At 68.6% G+C, this 19053-nt stretch carries 16 protein-coding genes; 12 read left to right on the forward strand and 4 right to left on the reverse strand.

Features of this window, described 5'->3' with window-relative positions; translation table 11 throughout:
• The first annotated feature begins 67 nt into the window (after nt 1-67).
• The 3 genes from FDA38_RS25515 to FDA38_RS25525 all read left to right on the forward strand — a co-directional run bounded on the left by FDA38_RS25515 (nt 68) and on the right by FDA38_RS25525 (nt 6744).
• Nucleotides 68-1909, forward strand: a complete 1842-nt coding sequence (locus FDA38_RS25515; RefSeq protein ID WP_137256572.1) for a S8 family serine peptidase — start codon at nt 68-70, stop codon at nt 1907-1909.
• An 87-nt stretch (nt 1910-1996) separates the two neighbouring features.
• The gene (locus FDA38_RS25520) at nt 1997-2959 is read left to right on the forward strand and encodes an LLM class F420-dependent oxidoreductase (RefSeq protein WP_137256573.1); all 963 of its coding nucleotides are present in this window, start codon (nt 1997-1999) and stop codon (nt 2957-2959) included.
• A 116-nt stretch (nt 2960-3075) separates the two neighbouring features.
• A complete protein-coding gene (locus FDA38_RS25525; protein ID WP_137256574.1) occupies nt 3076-6744 on the forward strand; it encodes a S8 family peptidase in 3669 nt (1222 codons plus the stop codon).
• A 129-nt stretch (nt 6745-6873) separates the two neighbouring features.
• Here FDA38_RS25525 and FDA38_RS25530 read toward each other — a convergent pair whose 3' ends face one another.
• Complete coding sequence (locus tag FDA38_RS25530) at nt 6874-8235, reverse strand: lytic transglycosylase domain-containing protein (protein WP_137256575.1); 1362 nt, start codon at nt 8233-8235, stop codon at nt 6874-6876.
• Nucleotides 8236-8491: 256 nt separating this feature from the next.
• Here FDA38_RS25530 and hemL point away from each other — a divergent pair, with 256 nt between their 5' ends.
• From hemL to FDA38_RS25575, 9 genes are all read left to right on the forward strand, one after another.
• Nucleotides 8492-9814, forward strand: coding sequence for a glutamate-1-semialdehyde 2,1-aminomutase (gene hemL, locus FDA38_RS25535; protein WP_137256576.1), 1323 nt, complete (start codon nt 8492-8494; stop codon nt 9812-9814).
• A gap of 38 nt (nt 9815-9852) precedes the next feature.
• A complete protein-coding gene (locus tag FDA38_RS25540) occupies nt 9853-10476 on the forward strand; it encodes a histidine phosphatase family protein (protein WP_233714942.1) in 624 nt (207 codons plus the stop codon).
• Nucleotides 10476-11039 carry a TlpA family protein disulfide reductase gene (locus FDA38_RS25545; RefSeq protein ID WP_137256578.1) on the forward strand — a complete coding sequence of 188 codons (564 nt, stop codon included), beginning with the start codon at nt 10476-10478 and terminating at the stop codon, nt 11037-11039. The genes FDA38_RS25540 and FDA38_RS25545 overlap by 1 nt, the downstream gene beginning before the upstream one ends.
• Before the next feature lie 4 nt (nt 11040-11043).
• Nucleotides 11044-11787, forward strand: a complete 744-nt coding sequence (locus tag FDA38_RS25550) for a cytochrome c biogenesis CcdA family protein (protein ID WP_137256579.1) — start codon at nt 11044-11046, stop codon at nt 11785-11787.
• A 1-nt stretch (nt 11788) separates the two neighbouring features.
• Nucleotides 11789-13375: a cytochrome c biogenesis protein ResB gene (resB, locus tag FDA38_RS25555; protein WP_137256580.1), complete on the forward strand. Its 1587-nt coding sequence runs from the start codon at nt 11789-11791 to the stop codon at nt 13373-13375.
• Nucleotides 13372-14415 (forward strand): c-type cytochrome biogenesis protein CcsB, encoded by a 1044-nt coding sequence (gene ccsB / locus FDA38_RS25560; RefSeq protein ID WP_137256581.1) that lies wholly within the window; start codon nt 13372-13374, stop codon nt 14413-14415. The genes resB and ccsB overlap by 4 nt, the downstream gene beginning before the upstream one ends.
• 1 nt (nt 14416) lies before the next feature.
• Nucleotides 14417-14668: a DUF4229 domain-containing protein gene (locus tag FDA38_RS25565; RefSeq protein WP_137256582.1), complete on the forward strand. Its 252-nt coding sequence runs from the start codon at nt 14417-14419 to the stop codon at nt 14666-14668.
• Between the two features lie 173 nt (nt 14669-14841).
• Nucleotides 14842-15450, forward strand: a complete 609-nt coding sequence (locus FDA38_RS25570) for a TetR-like C-terminal domain-containing protein (protein ID WP_137256583.1) — start codon at nt 14842-14844, stop codon at nt 15448-15450.
• A gap of 58 nt (nt 15451-15508) precedes the next feature.
• Complete coding sequence (locus FDA38_RS25575) at nt 15509-17071, forward strand: MFS transporter (RefSeq protein WP_137256584.1); 1563 nt, start codon at nt 15509-15511, stop codon at nt 17069-17071.
• 62 nt (nt 17072-17133) lie between these two features.
• On the opposite strand, the gene FDA38_RS25580 is transcribed toward FDA38_RS25575, so the two are convergent.
• The 3 genes from FDA38_RS25580 to FDA38_RS25590 are packed head-to-tail and all read right to left on the reverse strand — an operon-like array spanning nt 17134 to nt 19016.
• Nucleotides 17134-17610, reverse strand: coding sequence for a GNAT family N-acetyltransferase (locus FDA38_RS25580; protein WP_137256585.1), 477 nt, complete (start codon nt 17608-17610; stop codon nt 17134-17136).
• A gap of 37 nt (nt 17611-17647) precedes the next feature.
• Nucleotides 17648-18667, reverse strand: a complete 1020-nt coding sequence (locus FDA38_RS25585) for a M48 family metallopeptidase (protein WP_137256586.1) — start codon at nt 18665-18667, stop codon at nt 17648-17650.
• Nucleotides 18668-18704: 37 nt separating this feature from the next.
• Entirely contained in the window at nt 18705-19016 is a 312-nt protein-coding gene (locus FDA38_RS25590) for a hypothetical protein (RefSeq protein WP_137256587.1), read from the reverse strand.
• Between the last annotated feature and the right edge of the window lie 37 nt (nt 19017-19053).

Here is a 19053-nt window from a genome sequence, read left to right on the forward strand (position 1 = left end):
GCGAAGTCTGGACAGTTGGTTGGTGGGTGGGTGACTGTGGTCCCGGCGACGAGGGGGAGGGGACTCCATGAAGCTCCGGTATGTGCTGAGCAGCGTGGCGCTGGTCGTTCCGATGGCTGTGGTTGCGGTGGTGTCACCCGCGACGGCGGCGTCATCACAGGAACCGGCAGGCTCGGCCAAGATTCCGACGATGCTGCGGCAGAGTGCGGCGCTCGCCAAGGCCGGTGCGTCGGCCAAGGCGAAGGCCGCCGGCCCGCAGGCTCGCGCGCTCGGCGTGACGGACGGCGGCCGGATCGGCGTGCAGGTGTACGCCGCGGCGCCGGTGACTGCGGCGCAGGAAGGCGACCTGTCCAGGCTCGGGGTCTCGGTGCTGAAGAACTCGGCCGACTTCAAGGCCGTACCGGGTGCGGACCTGCCGAACACCGGACTCGTCTCCGCCTCGGTGCCGTACGACAAGCTCGACGCGCTCGCCGGCCTCGGCTGGGTCACCGCCCTGCGCCCGTCGCTCCGTCCGGCCGTCGACGCCGGCCCGATCACCGCCGAAGGAGTCCAGCTCCACAAGGCCGACAAGGCCCAGGCGCGCGGGCTGACCGGACGCGGGCAGAAGGTCGGCGCGATCTCCGGCGACGTCGACCACCTGGCCGACGCCGTCGCCGCGGGTGAGTTGCCGCCGGACGTGCAGGTGCTGCAGCAAGCAGCGTCGTACGAGGACGACGAAGGCACCGCGATGCTGGAGATCATCCACGACATGGCGCCGGACGCGAAGCTGGCCTATGCCAGTACGCAGGACACGACCGCGCAGTACGTCGAGGCGTTCCACACGCTGGCCAACGCGGGCGTGACGATGATCGCCGAAGACATCGCGCTCGACGACGAGCCGGCGTTCCAGCAGGGCATCGGCGCCGCGACGGCGGAGAGCCTGGCCAAGCACGGGATCTGGATCAGCTCCTCGGCCGGCAACCTCGGCAACCGGCACGCGCCGCGGGTGACCGCGGTCGGCACCGGCAAGGGCCCCGACGGGGTCACCGGACCGTTCAACGGCTGCCCGAACGCTCCCGACAACGTGGTGAAGCTCCGCGGCGCGGACACGTCGTACGACCTCAACCTGCTGCCCGGCGCCGCGTTCATGCCGACGCTGCAGTGGAGCGAGCCGCGTGCGGTCTACCCGACCGCCGGTCAGGGTGGATTCACCGACCTCAACCTGTATCTGATGGACGCCTCCGGTACGACGTGCCTCGCGGCCAGCAACGCGGTCCAGGCGAACGGGGTCGGCGACACCATCGAGCAGTTCATCTACGAGAACACGACCGGTGTGGCGCAGCCCGTCAAGCTCGTCGTCGACGTCCAGGGCACCTCGACCGCCCGCAAGGCGCCGATCCTCGATCTGCGCTGGCGTGCACTGTCGGCCGGCGTACAGACGATCGACCCGCCGGAGCGGGCCGGGTCGATGAACCCGGACTCGAACTACCTGGGCTTCGCGACCAGCGCCGGTGCGGTGAACGCCAGCCTGTCGGTCGACCCGAAGACCATCGCGCTCGAGCCGTACAGCGCGGCCGGTCCGACCCAGATCGTCACCACCACGCGCTGCCCGGGCGGGAAGCCGGGTCCGTGCAAGGGCGTCCCCGGTTCGTCGCGGAGCTTCCCGGCGCCGTACTGGGCCGCCGCTGACGGTGTCTCGGTGAGTGGAGCCGGCGGCTTCGGATCGGGCACCTGTCCGACCACCGTGCAAGGTGCTTGCCGGTTCTTCGGTACGTCGGCAGCTGCGCCGACTGCTGCCGGTGTGGCCGCGCTGACCCGGCAGGAGTTCGGTGGCCGGCTGGCGCCGATCGCGCTGAACGCGATCCTCGCTGCCCGGGCGGTGCACCGCACCGACTCCGGAATCGGAGCGGGCGTCCTGAGCGCGAGGTGAATTAAGAAGCTGTAGTGGTCCGATTGAGTGCAAATTCAGTACTCGTATTCATGGACCGATGCCGCCATCCCCGGAAAGGATGGCGGCATGACTACACGTTTCGGGGTATTCGTCCCGCAGGGCTGGAAGATGGATCTGGCCCAGATCGCCGATCCGATCGAGCAGTGGGAGGCGATGACTGACGTCGCCAAGCGCGCCGACGAGCAGTCCTGGGACTCGATCTGGCTGTTCGACCACTTCCACACGGTGCCCGAGCCGAGTGACAACACCACGTTCGAGTGCTGGAGCGCGACCGCGGCGCTGGCCCGTGACACCAAGCGGGTGAACATCGGCCAGATGGTCGGCTGCAACGGCTACCGCAACCCGGCGCTCTACGCGAAGATCGCCTCCACCGTCGACGTCGCCAGCCACGGCCGCCTGTACGCCGGTATCGGCGCGGGCTGGTACGAGCACGAGTGGAAGGCGTACGGCTACGAGTGGACCGACATCCCGCAGCGGATGGCCGCGTTCCGCGAGGCGACCGAGATCATCTACAAGATGTGGACCGAGGACAAGCCGGTCTACAACGGCAAGTACTACTCGGTCGACGCGCCGATCAACGAGCCGAAGGGCGTCCGCAAGCCGCACCCGAGCTTCTGGATCGGCGGCGGCGGCCCGAAGGTCACGCTGAAGCTGGTCGCGCAGTACGGCGACGCCGCGAACATCGGCGGCGGCAACCCCGAGGTGATCAAGGAGAAGTGCGACATCCTCCGGGAGCACTGCCGCAAGATCGGTCGCGACTACGACGAGATCATCAAGTCGACCGGGCTCAACGTGTTCCCGATCGACAAGGGCGACGACCCGCAGAAGGCGACCGAGAAGGCGCTCGGCCCGATGAACCGGGAGAAGTTCGACCGGGACAACCTGATCACCACCGAGGACGAGATCGCGAACAAGGTCGAGGCCTCGCTCGAGGCCGGCGCCGACTACGTGATCTTCTACATCCCCGGCGTGGCGTACGACCTGGATCTGCTGGAGCGCGTCGAGAACGTGGCGAAGCGGTTCGCCTGACCGGTACCGGTCATGGCGGGTGTACGTCAGACGGACCGGTGGACCGGGGCCGAAGGCAACTGACAGGCTCCCGATGATGGCCTCGCGTGGGTCGGGGCATCGGGAGGTGTCCGCCTGTGCGGTACTCGAAGTCAGTTGGCCGATCGTCCCGGTCCGCGTCCGGTCTGCTCGCCGCGGTGGTCGTCAGTTCCCTGCTGCTGACGACCACCCCGGCGCACGCCGCGCAACCCGGCGCCGCCCAGCCTGCAGGTGCCGTCAACCCGACGCCCGGCGCGTCGGTCAAGCGGATCACGCTCGTCACCGGCGATGTCGCCGAGCTGACCACGAGCGCCAACGGGCAGGTGTCCGCCCGGCTGACCGACGACGAGCCGTACTACTTCGGCACGTTCGACGGCGAGCTCAGCCTGATCCCGTCCGAGGCCTATCCGCTGCTCACCGCGGGCCGCCTGGACAAGCGCCTCTTCAACCTCACCGAACTCGCTGCGCAGGGGTACGACGACGCGAGCAGCGATCGCCTACCCCTCCTCCTGACCGCGCCGGCCACCCTGCGCAGCGCCCCTAGTACGCCGGCGGCCGCGACACTCCGCCGTACGCTCACCAGCGTCGGCAGCTCGGCGGTCACCGTGCAGAAGTCCGACGCGAAGGCGTTCTGGGACGGCATCAGCGGCCCGACGACCTTCAAGACCAGCCAGGTCACGAAGATCTGGCTCGACGGCCGCACGCACGCCACCGACGACTTGTCGGACAAGCAGATAGGTGCCCCGACGGCCTGGAAGCAGGGGTACGACGGCCACGGCGTCAAGGTCGCCGTCCTCGACACCGGGTACGACGCCGGCCACCCCGATCTCGCCAAGCAGGTCGTCGCCTCGGAGAGCTTCGTCCCTGACGAGGCGGTCCAGGACCTGCACGGCCACGGCACCCACACCGCCTCGATCGTCGCCGGCCTCGGTACTGCGTCCGACGGCAAGCGGAAGGGCGTGGCGCCCGGCGCGGGGCTGCTGATCGGCAAGGTGCTCGACAACAGCGGCGGCGGCTACGACTCCGAGGCGATCGCCGGTATGGAGTGGGCCGTCCAGCAGGGCGCGAAGGTCGTCAGCATGAGCCTCGGCGGCCTGCCGTCGGACGGCACCGACCCGATGAGCGAGGCCGTCGACCGGCTGTCGAAGTCGAGCGGCGCGCTCTTCGTGATCGCGGCCGGCAACGCCGGCGCCGAGCAGACCGTCGGATCGCCGGGTGCAGCGTCCGAGGCGCTGACCGTCGGCGCGGTCGACGCCGACAACAAGCTGGCCAACTTCTCCAGCCGCGGCCCGCGCATCGGCGACGGCGCACTCAAGCCCGAGGTGACTGCTCCCGGTGTGGAGATCGTGGCCGCCCGGGCCGCCGGTACCGCGCAGGGGCACATCCTCGGCCAGTACTACACCGCGCTCAGCGGTACGTCGATGGCAACGCCGCACGTCGCCGGCGCCGCCGCGATCCTCGCTCAGCGCCACCCCGACTGGACCGGCCCGCAACTGAAGGCCGCGCTGGCCTCGACCGCCGTCCCATCGGCCGGCGCCCGGACCGACCAGCAAGGCCTCGGCCTGATCGACATCCCGAACGCGCTCGACCCGAAGGTCCTCCCGGACACTGCCAACCTGTTCTTCGGCGACCTGTCCTGGACCGGCCCGACCGCACCGGCACCGGTCACCCGGAAGGTTGCCTACCGCAACAACTCGAACCGCTCGGTGACCCTCACCCTGTCGGTCGACGCGAAGTCTCCGGCGGGGGTGGAGGCCGGGCTGACGGTGAGCCCAGCCCGACTGACCATCCCCGCCGGTGGTACGGCGTCCGCGGCCGTGACGCTCAACCTGGCGAAGACCAAGCCCGCCAACTACGCGGGCGTCCTGACCGCCCGCAGCGGAAGCAGCGTCGTCCGGACCGGACTCGGGTTCGCCGCCGGTGGTCGGTTGAACCAGGTGACCGTGAAGGCGATCGGGCGCGACGGCAAGCCCGCGACCACCGCGGCCGGCGCGAGCGGCGTGCAGCTGTGGAACCAGGACACCGGTGACGTCAACGCGATCGCCTTCGACGAGAACGGCAGCCGCACCCTCGACGTACCGACCGGCCGATACAGCGTGATGGCTTACGCGGTGGGTGGCGACGAGGCGGACTGGGCCAACTCGATCACGTTGCTCGGCGATCCGGACGAGTGGATCGGCACCGACCGTACCTTCACGTTCGACGCCCGGACTGCGCACAAGGTGACGATCAAGACGCCGCGACCGGCCGACGCGCAGAGCATCGGCATCGCCTGGCACCGCAAGGTCGGCGACCGGGATGCCGTCTCCGGCTGGGCCTTCGACGGCAAGGTTGCCAATGGCATCTACGTGCAGGACTTCGGAAAGGTTGCCAACGGCACCTTCCAGGTCGTGCAGCGCTGGGATCTCGCCCAGCCGCAGCTGACCGTCGACGTACCCGGTGCGGGCCGGCTGCCGACGCCCGGCGAGGGCTCCTACCGGACCGTGTACGTCGGCAACGAGAACCTCCCGCTGTACGACGGCGGCGACGGTACGCCGGCGGAGCTGACCGGCGCCAAGGACAAGATCGCGCTGATCCGCTGGATCTCACCCGACGACATCGTCGCGCAGGTGCAGGCGGCGAAGGCAGCCGGCGCGAAGGTGGTCTTCGTTTACAACGAGGCGCCCGGCTACTGGTCGACCGGGACCGAGCAAGGCGTCCCGCTCTACCTCCTGCGCTCCGTACAGGGCAAGCAACTGCTGGCCGCCCTCGCGAAGGGACCGGTATCGCTCAAGCTGAGCGGCGTCCTCGACAGCACCTACCGGTACGACGTCGCGATCGGACCGTCGACGGTGAAGGGACCGCTGACCTACGACGTGGCGAAGCTGCGCCCGGCCGTGGTGACCACGAACTTCCAGCGCAACGACGCGTGGTTCCTGCACACCGACCAGCGGATCGCGCACCTGCCCGGGATCAGCACTGGGCTGACGTCGACGCGAGCAGTGACCGGGCCGGTGAGCCGGACCGACTACCTGGTCACCGACCTCAAGGGCGTGACCTGGGACGAGACGACCTCGGCTGGGGAGTGGAACGAGAGCGGGTACGAGTCGACGATCCCGCGCAGCTACCGGCCGGGGGAGCAGGTCACGCGGGGCTGGTGGGAGTCGCTGATGCGTCCCGCCGTACCGGGGTTGTCGGACTCCGCCGGTGACGTGGCGCAGGGTTGGCCGCCGGCGCGGTTCGAGAATGCGTTGCGGATCGCGATTCCGCAGTACGTGAGCGGCGACCGGAGTGTGTTCGGCTGGGGTGATCGCGGCGATGTGACGAGCATGAAGCTCAGCAGCAACGGCGTGGAGCTCGGCAGCGCGGACTGGTCGGTGGCGCAGTGGGCGGTGCCGGCGCGTGCGGCCTGGTACGACCTGACGCTGGACCAGAAGCGTGGGTCGAACAGCTGGGCGACCACGTCTACCGCGACGCACACGACGTGGCACTTCCTGTCAGTGCCGACGAAGAGCCGGGCTGTGCTGCCGCTGGTGCAGGTCGACTACAAACACACCGATGGGTGGCTCGAGCTGACTCCGGCTTATCAGCCGGGTGTGCGTGGAGTGGGCCTCTTCCGCACGACCGCGGAGATCTCCTATGACGGGAAGACCTGGCAGAAGCTGTCGGTGCGCGGACTCGGCACCGTCCGGGCGAAGCTGCCGGCTGGTGCCAACCCGAGCATTCGGGTGACGGCGACGGATCTCATCGGTAACAGCATCAGCCAGACGATCGACCGGGCCTGGTAGAAATCTGATCGTTAGCAGTTCTGATCGTTAAAAAGGGGCGACGCCACGGAGCCGGGGGGATGTGCTCCGTGGCGTCGCCAGGGGCGCACCTAGGGAGGGGTGGGGGCAGGTGCGCCGGTCTGTGGGGGATCAGCTCCCGAGGATGCCTCCACCGAGAACGCCCAGCAGTCCCAGCAGGGACAGCAGGTTGCGGATGACCTGGTCGACCGCCTTCGCCCCACCGGTCTGGTAGGCGGTCACGCACTTCTGCAGCTGGTCCTGGGTCGGCTTGGTGATCGTCACCTTCGCCATCTCGGACTGGCAGTACGTCGTGGCCGTCTGCAGCTCGCCCACCGTGGAACCGACCGTGCCGACGATCAGACCGACCGCGGTCGTCAGCGTCGCGACACCGGGCGGCGTCGTGGTGGTCGGAGTGGTCGGCTTCGACGTCGGCTTGGTCGGGGTCGGCTTGCCCGGGGTCGGCTTCGAGGTCGGCTTGCCAGGTGTCGGCTTCGACGTCGGGCGCTGGGTCGGAATGACCGTCGGCCGGGTCCCGTCCCGCTCGTCGGTCGGCGTGGTGATCACCGTCGGCGGCGGGGTCGGGAGGTCGATCGTCTTCGGCAGGTTCTTGTCCGACGGCGCGTTGATGTCGCCGCCGCTGATCTGCTGGCCGGCGTCGTCCACGTCGTCACCGGAGGTCCCGTTGCCGACCGCGATCCAGCTGCCGCCGGCGTACGCCTTGGCGATGCTGACCACGAGGTCGACGTACTGCTGGGAGTGGTTGTAGCGCAGTACGGCCGCGTTGACGTCGGAGGCCTTGGACAGGTCGGTCTTGCCGGAGCACAGGTACACCGCGGTCGACATCGCCGCGTCGTCGATGTCCTGCGGGTTCCGCACGCCGTCGCCGTCGCCGTCCACTCCCATGGCTCGCCAGGTGCCGGGGATGAACTGCATCGGGCCGACCGCGCGGTCGAACGCCCCGTCGCCGTCGAACGCACCGGCGTCGGTGTCGGAGATCCGGGCCATGCCGGACGAGCCGTCCAGCCGCGGGCCGTAGATGCCCGGTACGGCGACGCCCTGCGAGTTCAGCGCGTTGCCGCCGAAGCGGCCGTGGTTGGACTCGACCCGGCCGATCGCGGCCACCAGCGTCCAGGGCAGATGGCAGGACGGGTCGGCCTGGGCCAGCACCTGCTGTGCCCGGGAGTACGCCTTCAGGGCGGCGTTCGGGATGCCGTTCTTCGACAGGCCCGAGACCACCTGGGTCGGTTGTTCGCCAGGGTCGACGCCCGGGCCGACCACACCCGGCTGCGGCACGTTGGCCGGCTGGGAGATCGGCTGCTTCGGAACGACGACCGAGTTACCTCCGGACAGACCTTGCTCCAGCGACGCCGTGGCGACCGCCGGATCATCCGTGGCACTGACGGTGAATGCGCTCGCGAACAGCGCCAACGGGATCAGTGGCGCCACCTGACGCCAGCCGCTACCCGTGGCGCGGCGCTTGCCCTTCGCCATCGATGATTCCCCTCCGTGACTCATCGACCAGCCCGGCCCCACGCTGCGGACTGTCTATGTGTCTTTCTCGGTTGCCGTCGTAATAGGTCTAACGTCCGCCCCGTTGCGTGGGTTACGCGCCGGACGAGACCGTGTACGTGCGGTTACCGGGTACCCATACTGGCGCGTAACAAAGCGCCTGTGAACCCCCTGCGCACGATCCACCGCTGTAATTCGGACCGCCCTGCCCATCGGCCCGCGTGGCCGGTCGGGGAGAATGGCCGCCGTGCCCGCACACACAGAACAGTCCGCCGAGCTCTTCGACAGAGCATCCGCAGTCACCCCGGGCGGGGTCAACTCTCCCGTACGTGCGTTCCGCGCCGTCGGCGGCGTACCGCGCTTCATGGCATCTGGTGACGGATGTCACATGACCGACGTCGACGGCAATCGCTACCTCGACCTGGTCTCCTCCTGGGGCCCGCTGCTGCTCGGACACGCGCACCCGGAAGTGATCGCCGCCGTCCAGGCCGCGGTCGCCCGGGGTACGTCGTACGGGACGCCGACCGAGACCGAGGTACTGCTCGGTGAGGAGATCGTCGCCCGGACGCCGGTGGACAAGGTCCGGCTGGTGTCGTCCGGGACCGAGGCCACGATGTCCGCGCTCCGCCTGGCCCGCGGGTTCACCGGGCGCGCCAAGATCATCAAGTTCGCCGGCTGCTACCACGGACATGTGGACGCACTGCTGGCCCAGGCCGGTTCCGGCGTCATCACGCTGGGCATCCCCGGTACGCCGGGCGTCACCGAGGCGACCACGGCCGACACGATCGTCCTGCCCTACAACGACCAGGCAGCAGTCACGGCTGCGTTCGCGGAGTACGGCGATCAGATCGCGGCCGTGATCACCGAGGCGTCGCCGGGCAACATGGGCGTCGTCCCGCCGCGCGACAACTTCAACGCGTTCCTGGCGCAGGCCTGCCGCGACAACGGCGCGCTGTTCATCTCCGACGAGGTGATGACCGGCTTCCGGATCACCCGCTCGGGTTGGTACGGCGTGGACGGCGTACAGCCCGATCTGATGACGTTCGGCAAGGTGATGGGCGGCGGCTTCCCGGCCGCGGCGTTCGGCGGCCGGGCCGATGTGATGGCCCACCTGGCACCCGAGGGCTCGGTCTACCAAGCCGGCACCCTGTCTGGGAACCCGATCGCGACCACGGCCGGTCTGACCACGCTGCGGCTGGCGACCGACGAGGTCTACGCCAAGATCGACGAGACGTCGCTCACGATCCAGCGTCTGGTCTCGACCGCGCTGGACAAGGAAGGTGTGCCGCACGTCATCCAGGCGGCCGGGAACCTCTTCAGCGTCTTCTTCGTGGAGTCCTCGGAGGGACCTGCCGAGATCCGGGACTTCGCCGGTGCGAACGCCCAGGTGCTGCCAAGGTTCACGGCGTTCTTCCATGCCATGCTGGACGCCGGCGTCTACCTGCCGCCGAGCGCCTTCGAGGCGTGGTTCGTGAGCAGTGCCATCGACGACGATGCGCTGGCCGAGTTGGAGAACGCCCTCGCTCCGGCGGCCCGCGCGGCAGCCGGCGTACAGAACTGAAGGGACAGGCGGTGACCGAAACGACGGTCGTGCACCTGATGCGTCACGGCGAGGTGTACAACCCGACCGGCGTGCTCTACGGCCGGATCCCCGACTTCCACCTGTCCGAGCTCGGCCGCGCGATGGCCGAGCGGGTGGCCGAGCACGTCAAGGGCCGCGACATCGTGCACCTGGTCAGCTCGCCGCTGGAGCGGGCCCAGGAGACGATGGAGCCGATCGCGAAGGTGTTCGGGCTCACGCCCGACATCGACGAGCGGGTGATCGAGGCGGCGAACCTGTTCGAGGGCAAGAAGTTCGGCGTCGGCGACGGCGCGCTCAAGAACCCGAGCGCCTGGTGGCTGCTCCGGAACCCGTGGAAGCCGTCCTGGGGCGAGCCGTACCAGCAGATCGTCCGGCGGATGCGGGACGCGATCGAGACCGCCCGGGAGAAGGCCGCCGGGCACGAGGCGCTGATCGTGTCGCACCAGCTGCCGATCTGGATCGTCCGGTCCGCGATCGAGGGCCGGCGGATGTTCCACGACCCGCGCAAGCGGCAGTGCAGCCTGGCCAGCCTGACCTCGTTCACCTTCCACGGTGACCAGATCGTCTCCGTCGGGTACTCCGAGCCGGCCAAGGATCTGTTGCCGGTCAAGCCCTCGAAGAAGTTCGTCGGCGGCGCGTGATGTTCCGTCGTACGGCGATCGCGGTGGCCGGCTTGCTCCTCGTCGCGGGGTGCAGCTCGGGTCAGCAGGCTTCGCAGAACCGGCAGGGCCAGTCGGGTTTCGTCAGCGGCAACGGCAACGTGTCGCTGTTCGCGGCCGCGGACCGGAAGCCTGCGCCGGAGCTCACCGGGAAGACGCTCGATGGGAAGACCTGGACCCTGTCCGAGCAGATCGGCAAGGTCGTCGTGCTGAATGTCTGGGGCTCGTGGTGCCCGCCGTGCCGCAAGGAAGCGCCTGACCTGGTCGCGGCCTCGAAGGAGCTCGGCCCGTCGGTGCAGTTCATCGGGTTGAACACGCGCGACCTCGATCAGGCCCAGGCGAAGAAGTTCGTGCAGGAGTTCGACGTTCCGTACCCGAACCTCTACGACCCCGACGGCAAGGGCCTGCTGCGGTTCCGCGGACAGATCTCGTCGGCGGCGATCCCGACCACACTGGTGATCGACAAGACCGGCAAGGTCGCCGGGCGGGTGGTCGGTGAAGTGACGAAGCAAACTCTGCTCGGCATGGTCAAGGACGCCGGTTGAGCTGATGGGACAGTGGTTCGCCGACTCGATGACGGGGTCGATGCTGGTAGCACTGCCGATCGCGGTGCTCGCCGGCGCGATCTCGTTCTTCTCGCCGTGCGTCGTACCGCTGCTGCCCGGCTACCTCTCCTACGTCACCGGTCTGTCCGCGGCCGAGCTGGATTCGGCCAAGCGCGGCCGGATGCTGGCCGGTACGGCGTTGTTCGTGGCCGGGTTCTCGGCTGTGTTCATCCTGACCGGAGTGGTGTTCGGGAAGGCCGGTGATCTGCTGATCGATCACCAGACCGCGATCACCCGGGTGCTCGGCGCGCTGACCGTTGTGCTCGGCATCATCTTCCTCGGCGGGTTCGGGTTCATGCAGCGGGACCTGCGGGTGCACCGGGTTCCGGCGGTCGGGATCGCGGCGGCGCCGCTGCTCGGCGTACTGTTCGGATTCGGGTGGACTCCGTGTATCGGTCCGACGCTCGGGACCGTGATGACGCTGGCCACCACCGAGGGCAGCACCGGGCGGGGTGCGGCGCTGGCGCTGGTGTTCAGCCTCGGGCTGGGCATTCCGTTCATCGTCGCGGCATTGGCGTTCCGGCGGATGCTGGGCGCGGTGGCGTGGGTCCGCAAGCACCAACTGCTGGTGATCCGGATCGGCGGCGTACTGATGATCGCGGTGGGACTGCTGCTGCTGACGGGAGTGTGGGATGCGATGACCGCGGACCTGCGGCAGTGGGTCGCCAACTTCGGATCGGCGGTCTGAGATGACAGAGGTCAAGGACCGCATCGCGGCCGCGTCCGGACCGGAGGAGCCGTCCGGCCCGCCGGCGATGGGACTGGTCGGCTGGTTGCGGTGGACCTGGCGGCAGCTGACGTCGATGAAGACGGCGCTGGTGCTGCTGTTCCTGCTCGCGCTCGGCGCGGTGCCCGGATCGCTCGTCCCGCAGACGCCGATCGACCCGATCAAGGTCTCGGACTTCCTTGCGGCGCACAAGACGCTCGGGCCGCTGTACGACAAGCTCGGGCTGTTCGACGTCTACAAGTCGGCGTGGTTCTCGGCGATCTACCTGCTGCTGTTCATCTCGCTGATCGGCTGTGTCGTCCCGCGGCTTTCCGTTTATGCGAAGGGGCTGCGGGCCCGGCCGCCGAAGCCGCCGCGGAACCTGAACCGGCTGCCCGGGTACGAACGGTTCGAGGTCGACGCCGATGACGACGTACTCGAGGCTGCGACCCGTGAGCTGCGGAAGCGCCGGTTCCGGGTGCAGGCGTACGACGGTGCCGTCGGGGCGGAGCGTGGTTATCTGCGCGAGGCGGGCAACCTGCTCTTCCACTTCTCGCTGATCCTTGCGCTGGTCGGTGTCGCGTGGGGTTCGCTGTTCGGTTACCGCGGCACGGTGTTGGTTGTCGTGGGCAACGGGTTCTCGAACACGGTCGCGCAGTACGACGATTTCACGCCGGGCCGCGCGTTCAGCGGCGACGACGATCTGCCGCCGTTCTCGCTGACCGTCAAGAACTTCGAGGTGAAGTTCCAGGAGGACGGGCCGCAGAAGGGTGCGGCGCGGGAGTTCAACGCGCAGCTCGCGTACCAGGAGACGCCGGATGCGCCGGAGAAGTCGTACGACCTGCAGGTCAACCATCCGCTGAAGCTGGACGGCAGCAGCGTCTTCCTGCTCGGGCACGGGTACGCGCCGCGGGTGACGGTCAAGGACGGGCAGGGGAACGTGGCGTTCTCCGGGCCGGCGCCGTTCCTGCCGCAGGACTCGAACTTCTCGTCGTTCGGCGTGATCAAGGCTCCGGACGCGCGGCCGATGACGCTGGGCTTCGAAGGGTTCTTCCTGCCGACCGCGGTGATCGGCCAGGACGGTCCGGTGTCGGTCTTCCCCGACGACCTGAACCCACAGCTGGTGATGACCGGGTATTACGGCCGGCCGCAGCCGGAGACCGGGAAGCCGGAGTCGGTGTACCAGCTGGACAAGACCAAGCTGACGCAGTTCGAGCAGAACGGCGACAAGTGGCGGTTCCAGCTCGCGCCCGGGCAGAGCGTCGCGCTGCCGGACAAGGCCGGGTCGATCACGTTCGACGGATACAGCCGGTGGGTGAAGCTGCAGGTCAGCCACACGCCTGGCACGGATCTCGCGCTGGCGGGCATCCTGCTGGCGATCCTCGGGCTGATGGGGTCGCTGTTCGTGCATCCGCGGCGTACCTGGGTGCGCGTCCGGGACGAGGACGGGCGTACCGTTGTCGAGGTTGCCGGTCTGGACCGCGGCCCCGAACGCGGCCTCGGCGACGAGATCCACGCAATTACCAAGAGCCTCAAACCAGCCAGCTCGAGCACCGAGGAGCAGCCATGAGCCCGGAGACCTACGCACAAGTCTCCAACCTGCTGATCCCGACCGCCACGGTGATCTACGTCCTGGCCCTCATCTCCCACGCCATGGAGTGGGCCCTGGGCCGCGCCTCCGTGGCACAAGCTCCTGCGGAGCAGGAAGAAGCCAAGGCACAGCTCGTCGCCTCCGGCGCGACCGCCTCCGCGGCGTCCGCCGCTGTCGGCTCGGCCGGCGTCGCCGAAGGCGGATCCGCCTCGGCCGGCTCTTCCATCTCCGGCGCCGAAGGCGCCGCGTCTTCCGAGCGGTTGGATGCGGCTAGTCGGATTGGGTTGTTGCTGACTTGGCTTGGGTTTGTGTTGCACCTGGGTGGTGTGGTGACGCGCGGTTTGGCGGCGGGGCGGGTGCCGTGGGGGAACATGTACGAGTTCTCCATCACCGCATCGCTCGCCGTGGCGATCGTCTACCTGATCTTCGTGCAGAAGTACAAGCTGCAGTGGCTCGGCCTCGGCGTCACCTTCGTGATCGCCGCCGTACTCGGCCTCGCCTCCCTCGCGCTCTACACCCCGGCCGGCCCGCTCGTCCCGGCCCTGCACTCGTACTGGCTCGTCATCCACGTCTCCTCCGCCGCGATCTCCGGCGGTGCGTTCACCGTCGGCGGCCTCGTCTCCGTCCTGTACCTCGTGAAGGCCCGCGCCGAGCGCAAGGCCCTCGCCGGCGGCACGATGTCCGCATCGCTGCGCCGCCTCCCGAGCGCCGAGGCGATGGACGGTACGGCGTACAAGGTGCTCGCGTTCGCCTTCCCGCTGTGGACGTTCGGCGTACTCGTGGCCGGTCCGATCTGGGCCGAGCACGCCTGGGGCCGGTACTGGGGCTGGGACCCCAAGGAGGTCTGGTCGCTCGTCACCTGGGTCGTGTACGCCGCGTACCTGCACGCCCGCGCGACCGCCGGCTGGCGTGGCCGCCGGGCCGCGACGATCGCGATCGTCGGCTGGTTCGTCTTCATCTTCAACTTCGTCGGCGTGAACCTGTTGGTCTCCGGCCTGCACTCCTACGCTGGGGTCTGAGATGAAGGAGTTCGCCATCTACACCGGCCTGCGGGCGGCCCTGTTCGCCGTCTGCTTCGCCGTGCTCTGGTTCGCACTGAACAACTGGCTGACGATCTTCCCGCTGCTCCTCGTCGCCCTGATCCTGTCGTCGATCCTCTCGATCTTCGTACTGCGCGCCGCCCGCGAACGGCTGGCCGGCAAGATCGAGACCCGGGCCGCGAACATCTCGCAGCGCCTCGAGCAGGCCCGCACCGCCGAAGACGACGACTGACCGTCGCTTCCGCGTGACCACGCCGTACCAGTGATCAACTGGTACGGAGAGTGACTTATGCCACTGGCGTAATCTCCGCAAAATCCTTTGTGCATTCCTTCACATGAGTCGTAGAGTGATGGATGAAACGAAACAGTTTCGTTCTATCGGTGTTCTTGTAGCTACGCAGGGTGATGAAGGTGGACAACGCAGGCGTACGGCAGCGGCCTCGGGTCGAAGGCGGTCGTGAGGACGAGATCCTCGACGCGACCGTCGCGGTGGTGGCCGACCTCGGCTACGACCGGCTGACGATGGACGCGGTCGCGACGGCGGCCAAGGCCAGCAAGGCGACGCTGTACCGACGCTGGTCCACCAAGGCCGAGCTGGTCGTGGACGCGATCAGCCGGGCCAAGGGGTGCCCGATGCCGGAGGAGGTCGACACCGGCAGCCTGCGCGGCGACCTGATCTCGATGGCGTGCGGTGCGGGTGGTTTCACCGACGAGCTTCCGATGTCGGTGATCGCCGGTCTGCTGACCGCGCTGCATCGCGACGCCGAGCTGCAGCAGGCTTTCCGTGAGCGCTTCCTGGCGCCGCGGCAGGCCCTGACCAACAAGGTGTACGAGCGTGCCGTCGAGCGCGGCGAGATCGCACCGGACGTCGACGTCGACCTGCTGTCGGTGACGTTGCCCGCGGTGATCATCCACCACGCCTACATCCTCGGCGTCGAGCCGACCGACGAGCTGATCCTCCGAGTGATCGACAACGTGATCCTGCCTGCGGCGCGGGGGTCGCAGGTGAGCTGACCGGTGAGGGGCCGGTCCGCGACGTAGCAAGACAGTCTGCCCAAGAGGGGAAATTCCTATGTCCGAAGAAGTCATCAAGGCCGATCCGCCGGAAGGCAGGCCGACCGACGCGGTCGGTGGGTCCACCGGCCACGGTCACCGCAATCTCGGTATCGCGCTCGCGCTGATCTGCATGGCGCAGCTGATGGTCGTGCTGGACGGCACCATCGTCAACATCGCGCTGCCGCACATCAAGGGCGCGCTCGGCTTCAGCGACGCGTCGCTGCCGTGGGTCGTCAACGCGTACGCGCTGGCCTTCGGTGGTCTGCTGCTGCTCGGCGGCCGGATCGGTGACATCCTCGGTCGCCGCAAGGTCTTCGTGTTCGGTGTCGTCCTGTTCGGCCTGGCGTCGTTCGTCGGCGGTATCGCGCAGAGCGAGACCGTGCTGCTGATCAGCCGGATCCTGCAGGGTCTCGCGGCCGCGGCGGCCTCGCCGAACGCGCTCGCACTGATCACCACGACGTTCCCGGCCGGCAAGGAGCGCAACCGGGCAATGGGCGTGTACGCCGCGATGTCCGGGGCCGGCGCTGCCGTCGGTCTGATCCTGGGTGGCGCGCTGACCGAGGCGTCCTGGCGCTGGACGTTCTTCATCAACACGCCGATCGGCCTGCTGGTCGCCGTACTGGCCTTCCGGTTCCTGGGTGAGTCCGAGCGGCAGACCGGCAAGTTCGACCTGCCCGGTGCGATCACCGGCACGCTGGGTCTGACCTCGCTGGTCTACGGCCTGACGCACGCCGCGACCAACGGGTGGGGTGACGCGCTGACGCTGACGTACATCTTCGGCGGCCTGGCGCTGATCGGGATCTTCCTCGTGATCGAGTCCCGGTCGAAGCACGCGCTGATGCCGTTCCGGATCCTCGCGAACCGGACCCGTGGGGTCAGCTTCTTCGTGATGCTGATCGTCGGTGCGGCGATGTTCTCGATGTTCTACTTCCTGGGCATCTTCGTGCAGAGCATCATGGGCTACAGCGCGCTGAAGACCGGTATCTCGTTCCTGCCGTTCAGTGTCGGCATCGTGCTCGCGGCCCAGGTCGCGTCGACGCTGGTGGCACGGATCGACCCGCGGTGGATCGCGGGTACCGGTGGCGTGTTCGTGGCGGCCGGCATGTTCGGGTTCAGCCGGCTCCAGGTCGACTCGACGTACTGGACGCACCTGCTGCCGTACATCCTGGTGCTCTCGTTCGGTATGGGCCTGATCTTCGTACCGCTCACGCTGACCGCGGTCAGCGGGGTCGCCGCGGAGGACTCGGGGGTCGGATCGGCGGTGCTGAACACGGTCCAGCAGATCGGTGGTGCGGTCGGCCTGGCGCTGCTGGGCACGATCTCCACCAGCGCGATCAAGGACAAGTTCGCCGAGCTGGCCCCGGGCCTGCAGAAGGCGGCCGAGTCCGGGCAGTCGCCGGCCCAGATCAAGCAGTTGCAGGGGCAGTTCACTGCACTTGCTACGACGCACGGGTTCACCCGCGCGTTCGTGTGGTCCGCGTTCCTTGCGCTGGGCGCCGCGTTGATCACGCTGGTCGGCCTGTCGATCAAGCACAAGGATCTGGCCAACGACGGCCAGAGCCCGGTCCACATGGGCTGAGTGCTGTTGATGCTCGAAGGGCCTGCTTCCCGGGAGGGGGGAAGCAGGCCCTTCGTCTTGTTCTACAGGTGTTTCAGCATCACGAGTTCGCGGGTGACGCCGTCGGCCATCAGGTCGCCGGGCTCGTCGGTGTCGACGTACCCGTGGCGGAGGTAGAGGTTGTGCGCGGGATCGTTGCCGGGGACAACGGACAGCTTGAGGACGGTGGCGCCGATGCCGCGGGCCCAGTCCTCGACGGCGGTCATCAGCGCGTTGCCGACGCCTTTGCCGCGACCGGCGGGGGCGACCCACATCGATACCAGCTCGGCATGGTCATCGTCGGGGAATCCGCCGGCCATGCCCGCCGGCGTACCGTCGATCGTGGCGATCACCTGGTAGGCGCCGGGCGCGCTGAGGCGCTCGCGCCAGCGTTCCTCGGGGGCGTCCACCCAGTCCGCGAGTTGCGAACCGAAGGCGGACGGCGCCTCCTCGAGCGCGGCGAGCCGGAGCTCGCTCCAGGACTTCCAGTCGTCCGGGCCGATGGCCTGTATGTCGATCACGCGGACAGGATCGCAGTCGGCCCGGAGCGGAGACCAGTCAGTTTCGGGGTGGGAACCGCGAGGAGACCCAGTCGCGGACGCCGCCGAGGCCGTCGCCGAGGTCGCGGAGCAGCTTGGCCAGCGGGTCCTGCGAGCGGTTGAACGCGTCGGTGTACGACTTCGCGGCGTTCTTCGCCTCCTGCGAGATCGACGCGTTCGCATCGTCCTGGCGCTTCGGGTAGTCGCCGGAGACGATCGTCGTGTACTCGCCCTCGTCGACCCAGCGGCGCAGTTCGTGCGCGCGGATCACGGCCATCGGGTGCGACTGCGCCTCGAGCAGCAGCAGTTTCAGCACGCTGTCGCGCAGGTCGCCGGCACTCTCGTACTCCGTACCCTGCGCAAGGAACGTCGTCGTGTCGAGCTCACCGAGCTGGCCGCCGCTGGCGAGCTTCATCTGGACGCGCAGCGCGACCGCCGGGTCCTGGGCCGCGAGCAGACCGGCGCGGTCACCCGACAGCTCGGCCTTGCGGGACCACTCGTGCAGGGCGGCGACGATCGCGCGGAGGCCGAGAGCGCCGATCGGCATCCAGTTCAATGCGCCGGTGAGACGCATCAGCCAGAGCAGGAGCGACTGGTACAGAGCGTGGCCGCTCTGCGCGTGCCCGAGCTCGTGACCGAGGACGAACCGCAGCTCCTCCTCGTCCATGCCTTGGATCAGCGCGCTGTTCACGACGATGAACGGCTTGTCCATGCCGATCGTCATCGCGTTCCAGATCGGGCTGTTGGTGACGTACAGCTCGGGGAGCTGGCGGACGTCCAGGGTGGCGGCGGCCTCGGTGTAGAGCCGGTGCACGGTCGGGAACTGCCGCTCGTCCACCCGGATCGCCCCGCCGAGGAACTGCAGCCGGAACGCGCGCTCGTTGATCATCCCCGACATCTTGCGCAGCAAGTAGTCGAAGCCCTTCAACTGCCGCAGGGCCACCAGCGCACCGCGGTCCGCCGGGTGCTCCCACGCCCGCGAACTGATATCGGTCAACGTCACCCGCTGCCGCGTCGGCCGATCGCCGTTCTCGCTCATCGCTCCCCCTGCTTCCCGGTCGTCATGGACCCCCAACTTAGCTCGCCCGTGGGTCTGATCGAGGTTTGAGCGCCAGGGCCAGCAGCAGGGTCGGGAGCCAGCCGAGGGGTACCGACCACCAGCCGAGGCCCTGGCCCGCTGCGAGCGCGGTCGTGGCGAGGCAGATCGCCGTACCTGTCAGCCAATATGTGAAGGCTGCCCAGCCGGGGTGATCCTTGGCCCGGCGGTGGCCGACCCAGGCGAAGGTGAGGGTTGCGGGGAGGGCGAGGGCGGTGGCGCCGAGCGTGAGTACCGCGAGGATCAGCGCGACGTCGCCGGGGGAGAACTCGACCGCTCCGAGGGGGATCATGTGCTTGATCCTGTCGCGTTCGGGCGCCGGTCACCGA

The organism is Kribbella jiaozuonensis (assembly GCF_005233875.1).
Taxonomy (GTDB): domain Bacteria; phylum Actinomycetota; class Actinomycetes; order Propionibacteriales; family Kribbellaceae; genus Kribbella; species Kribbella jiaozuonensis.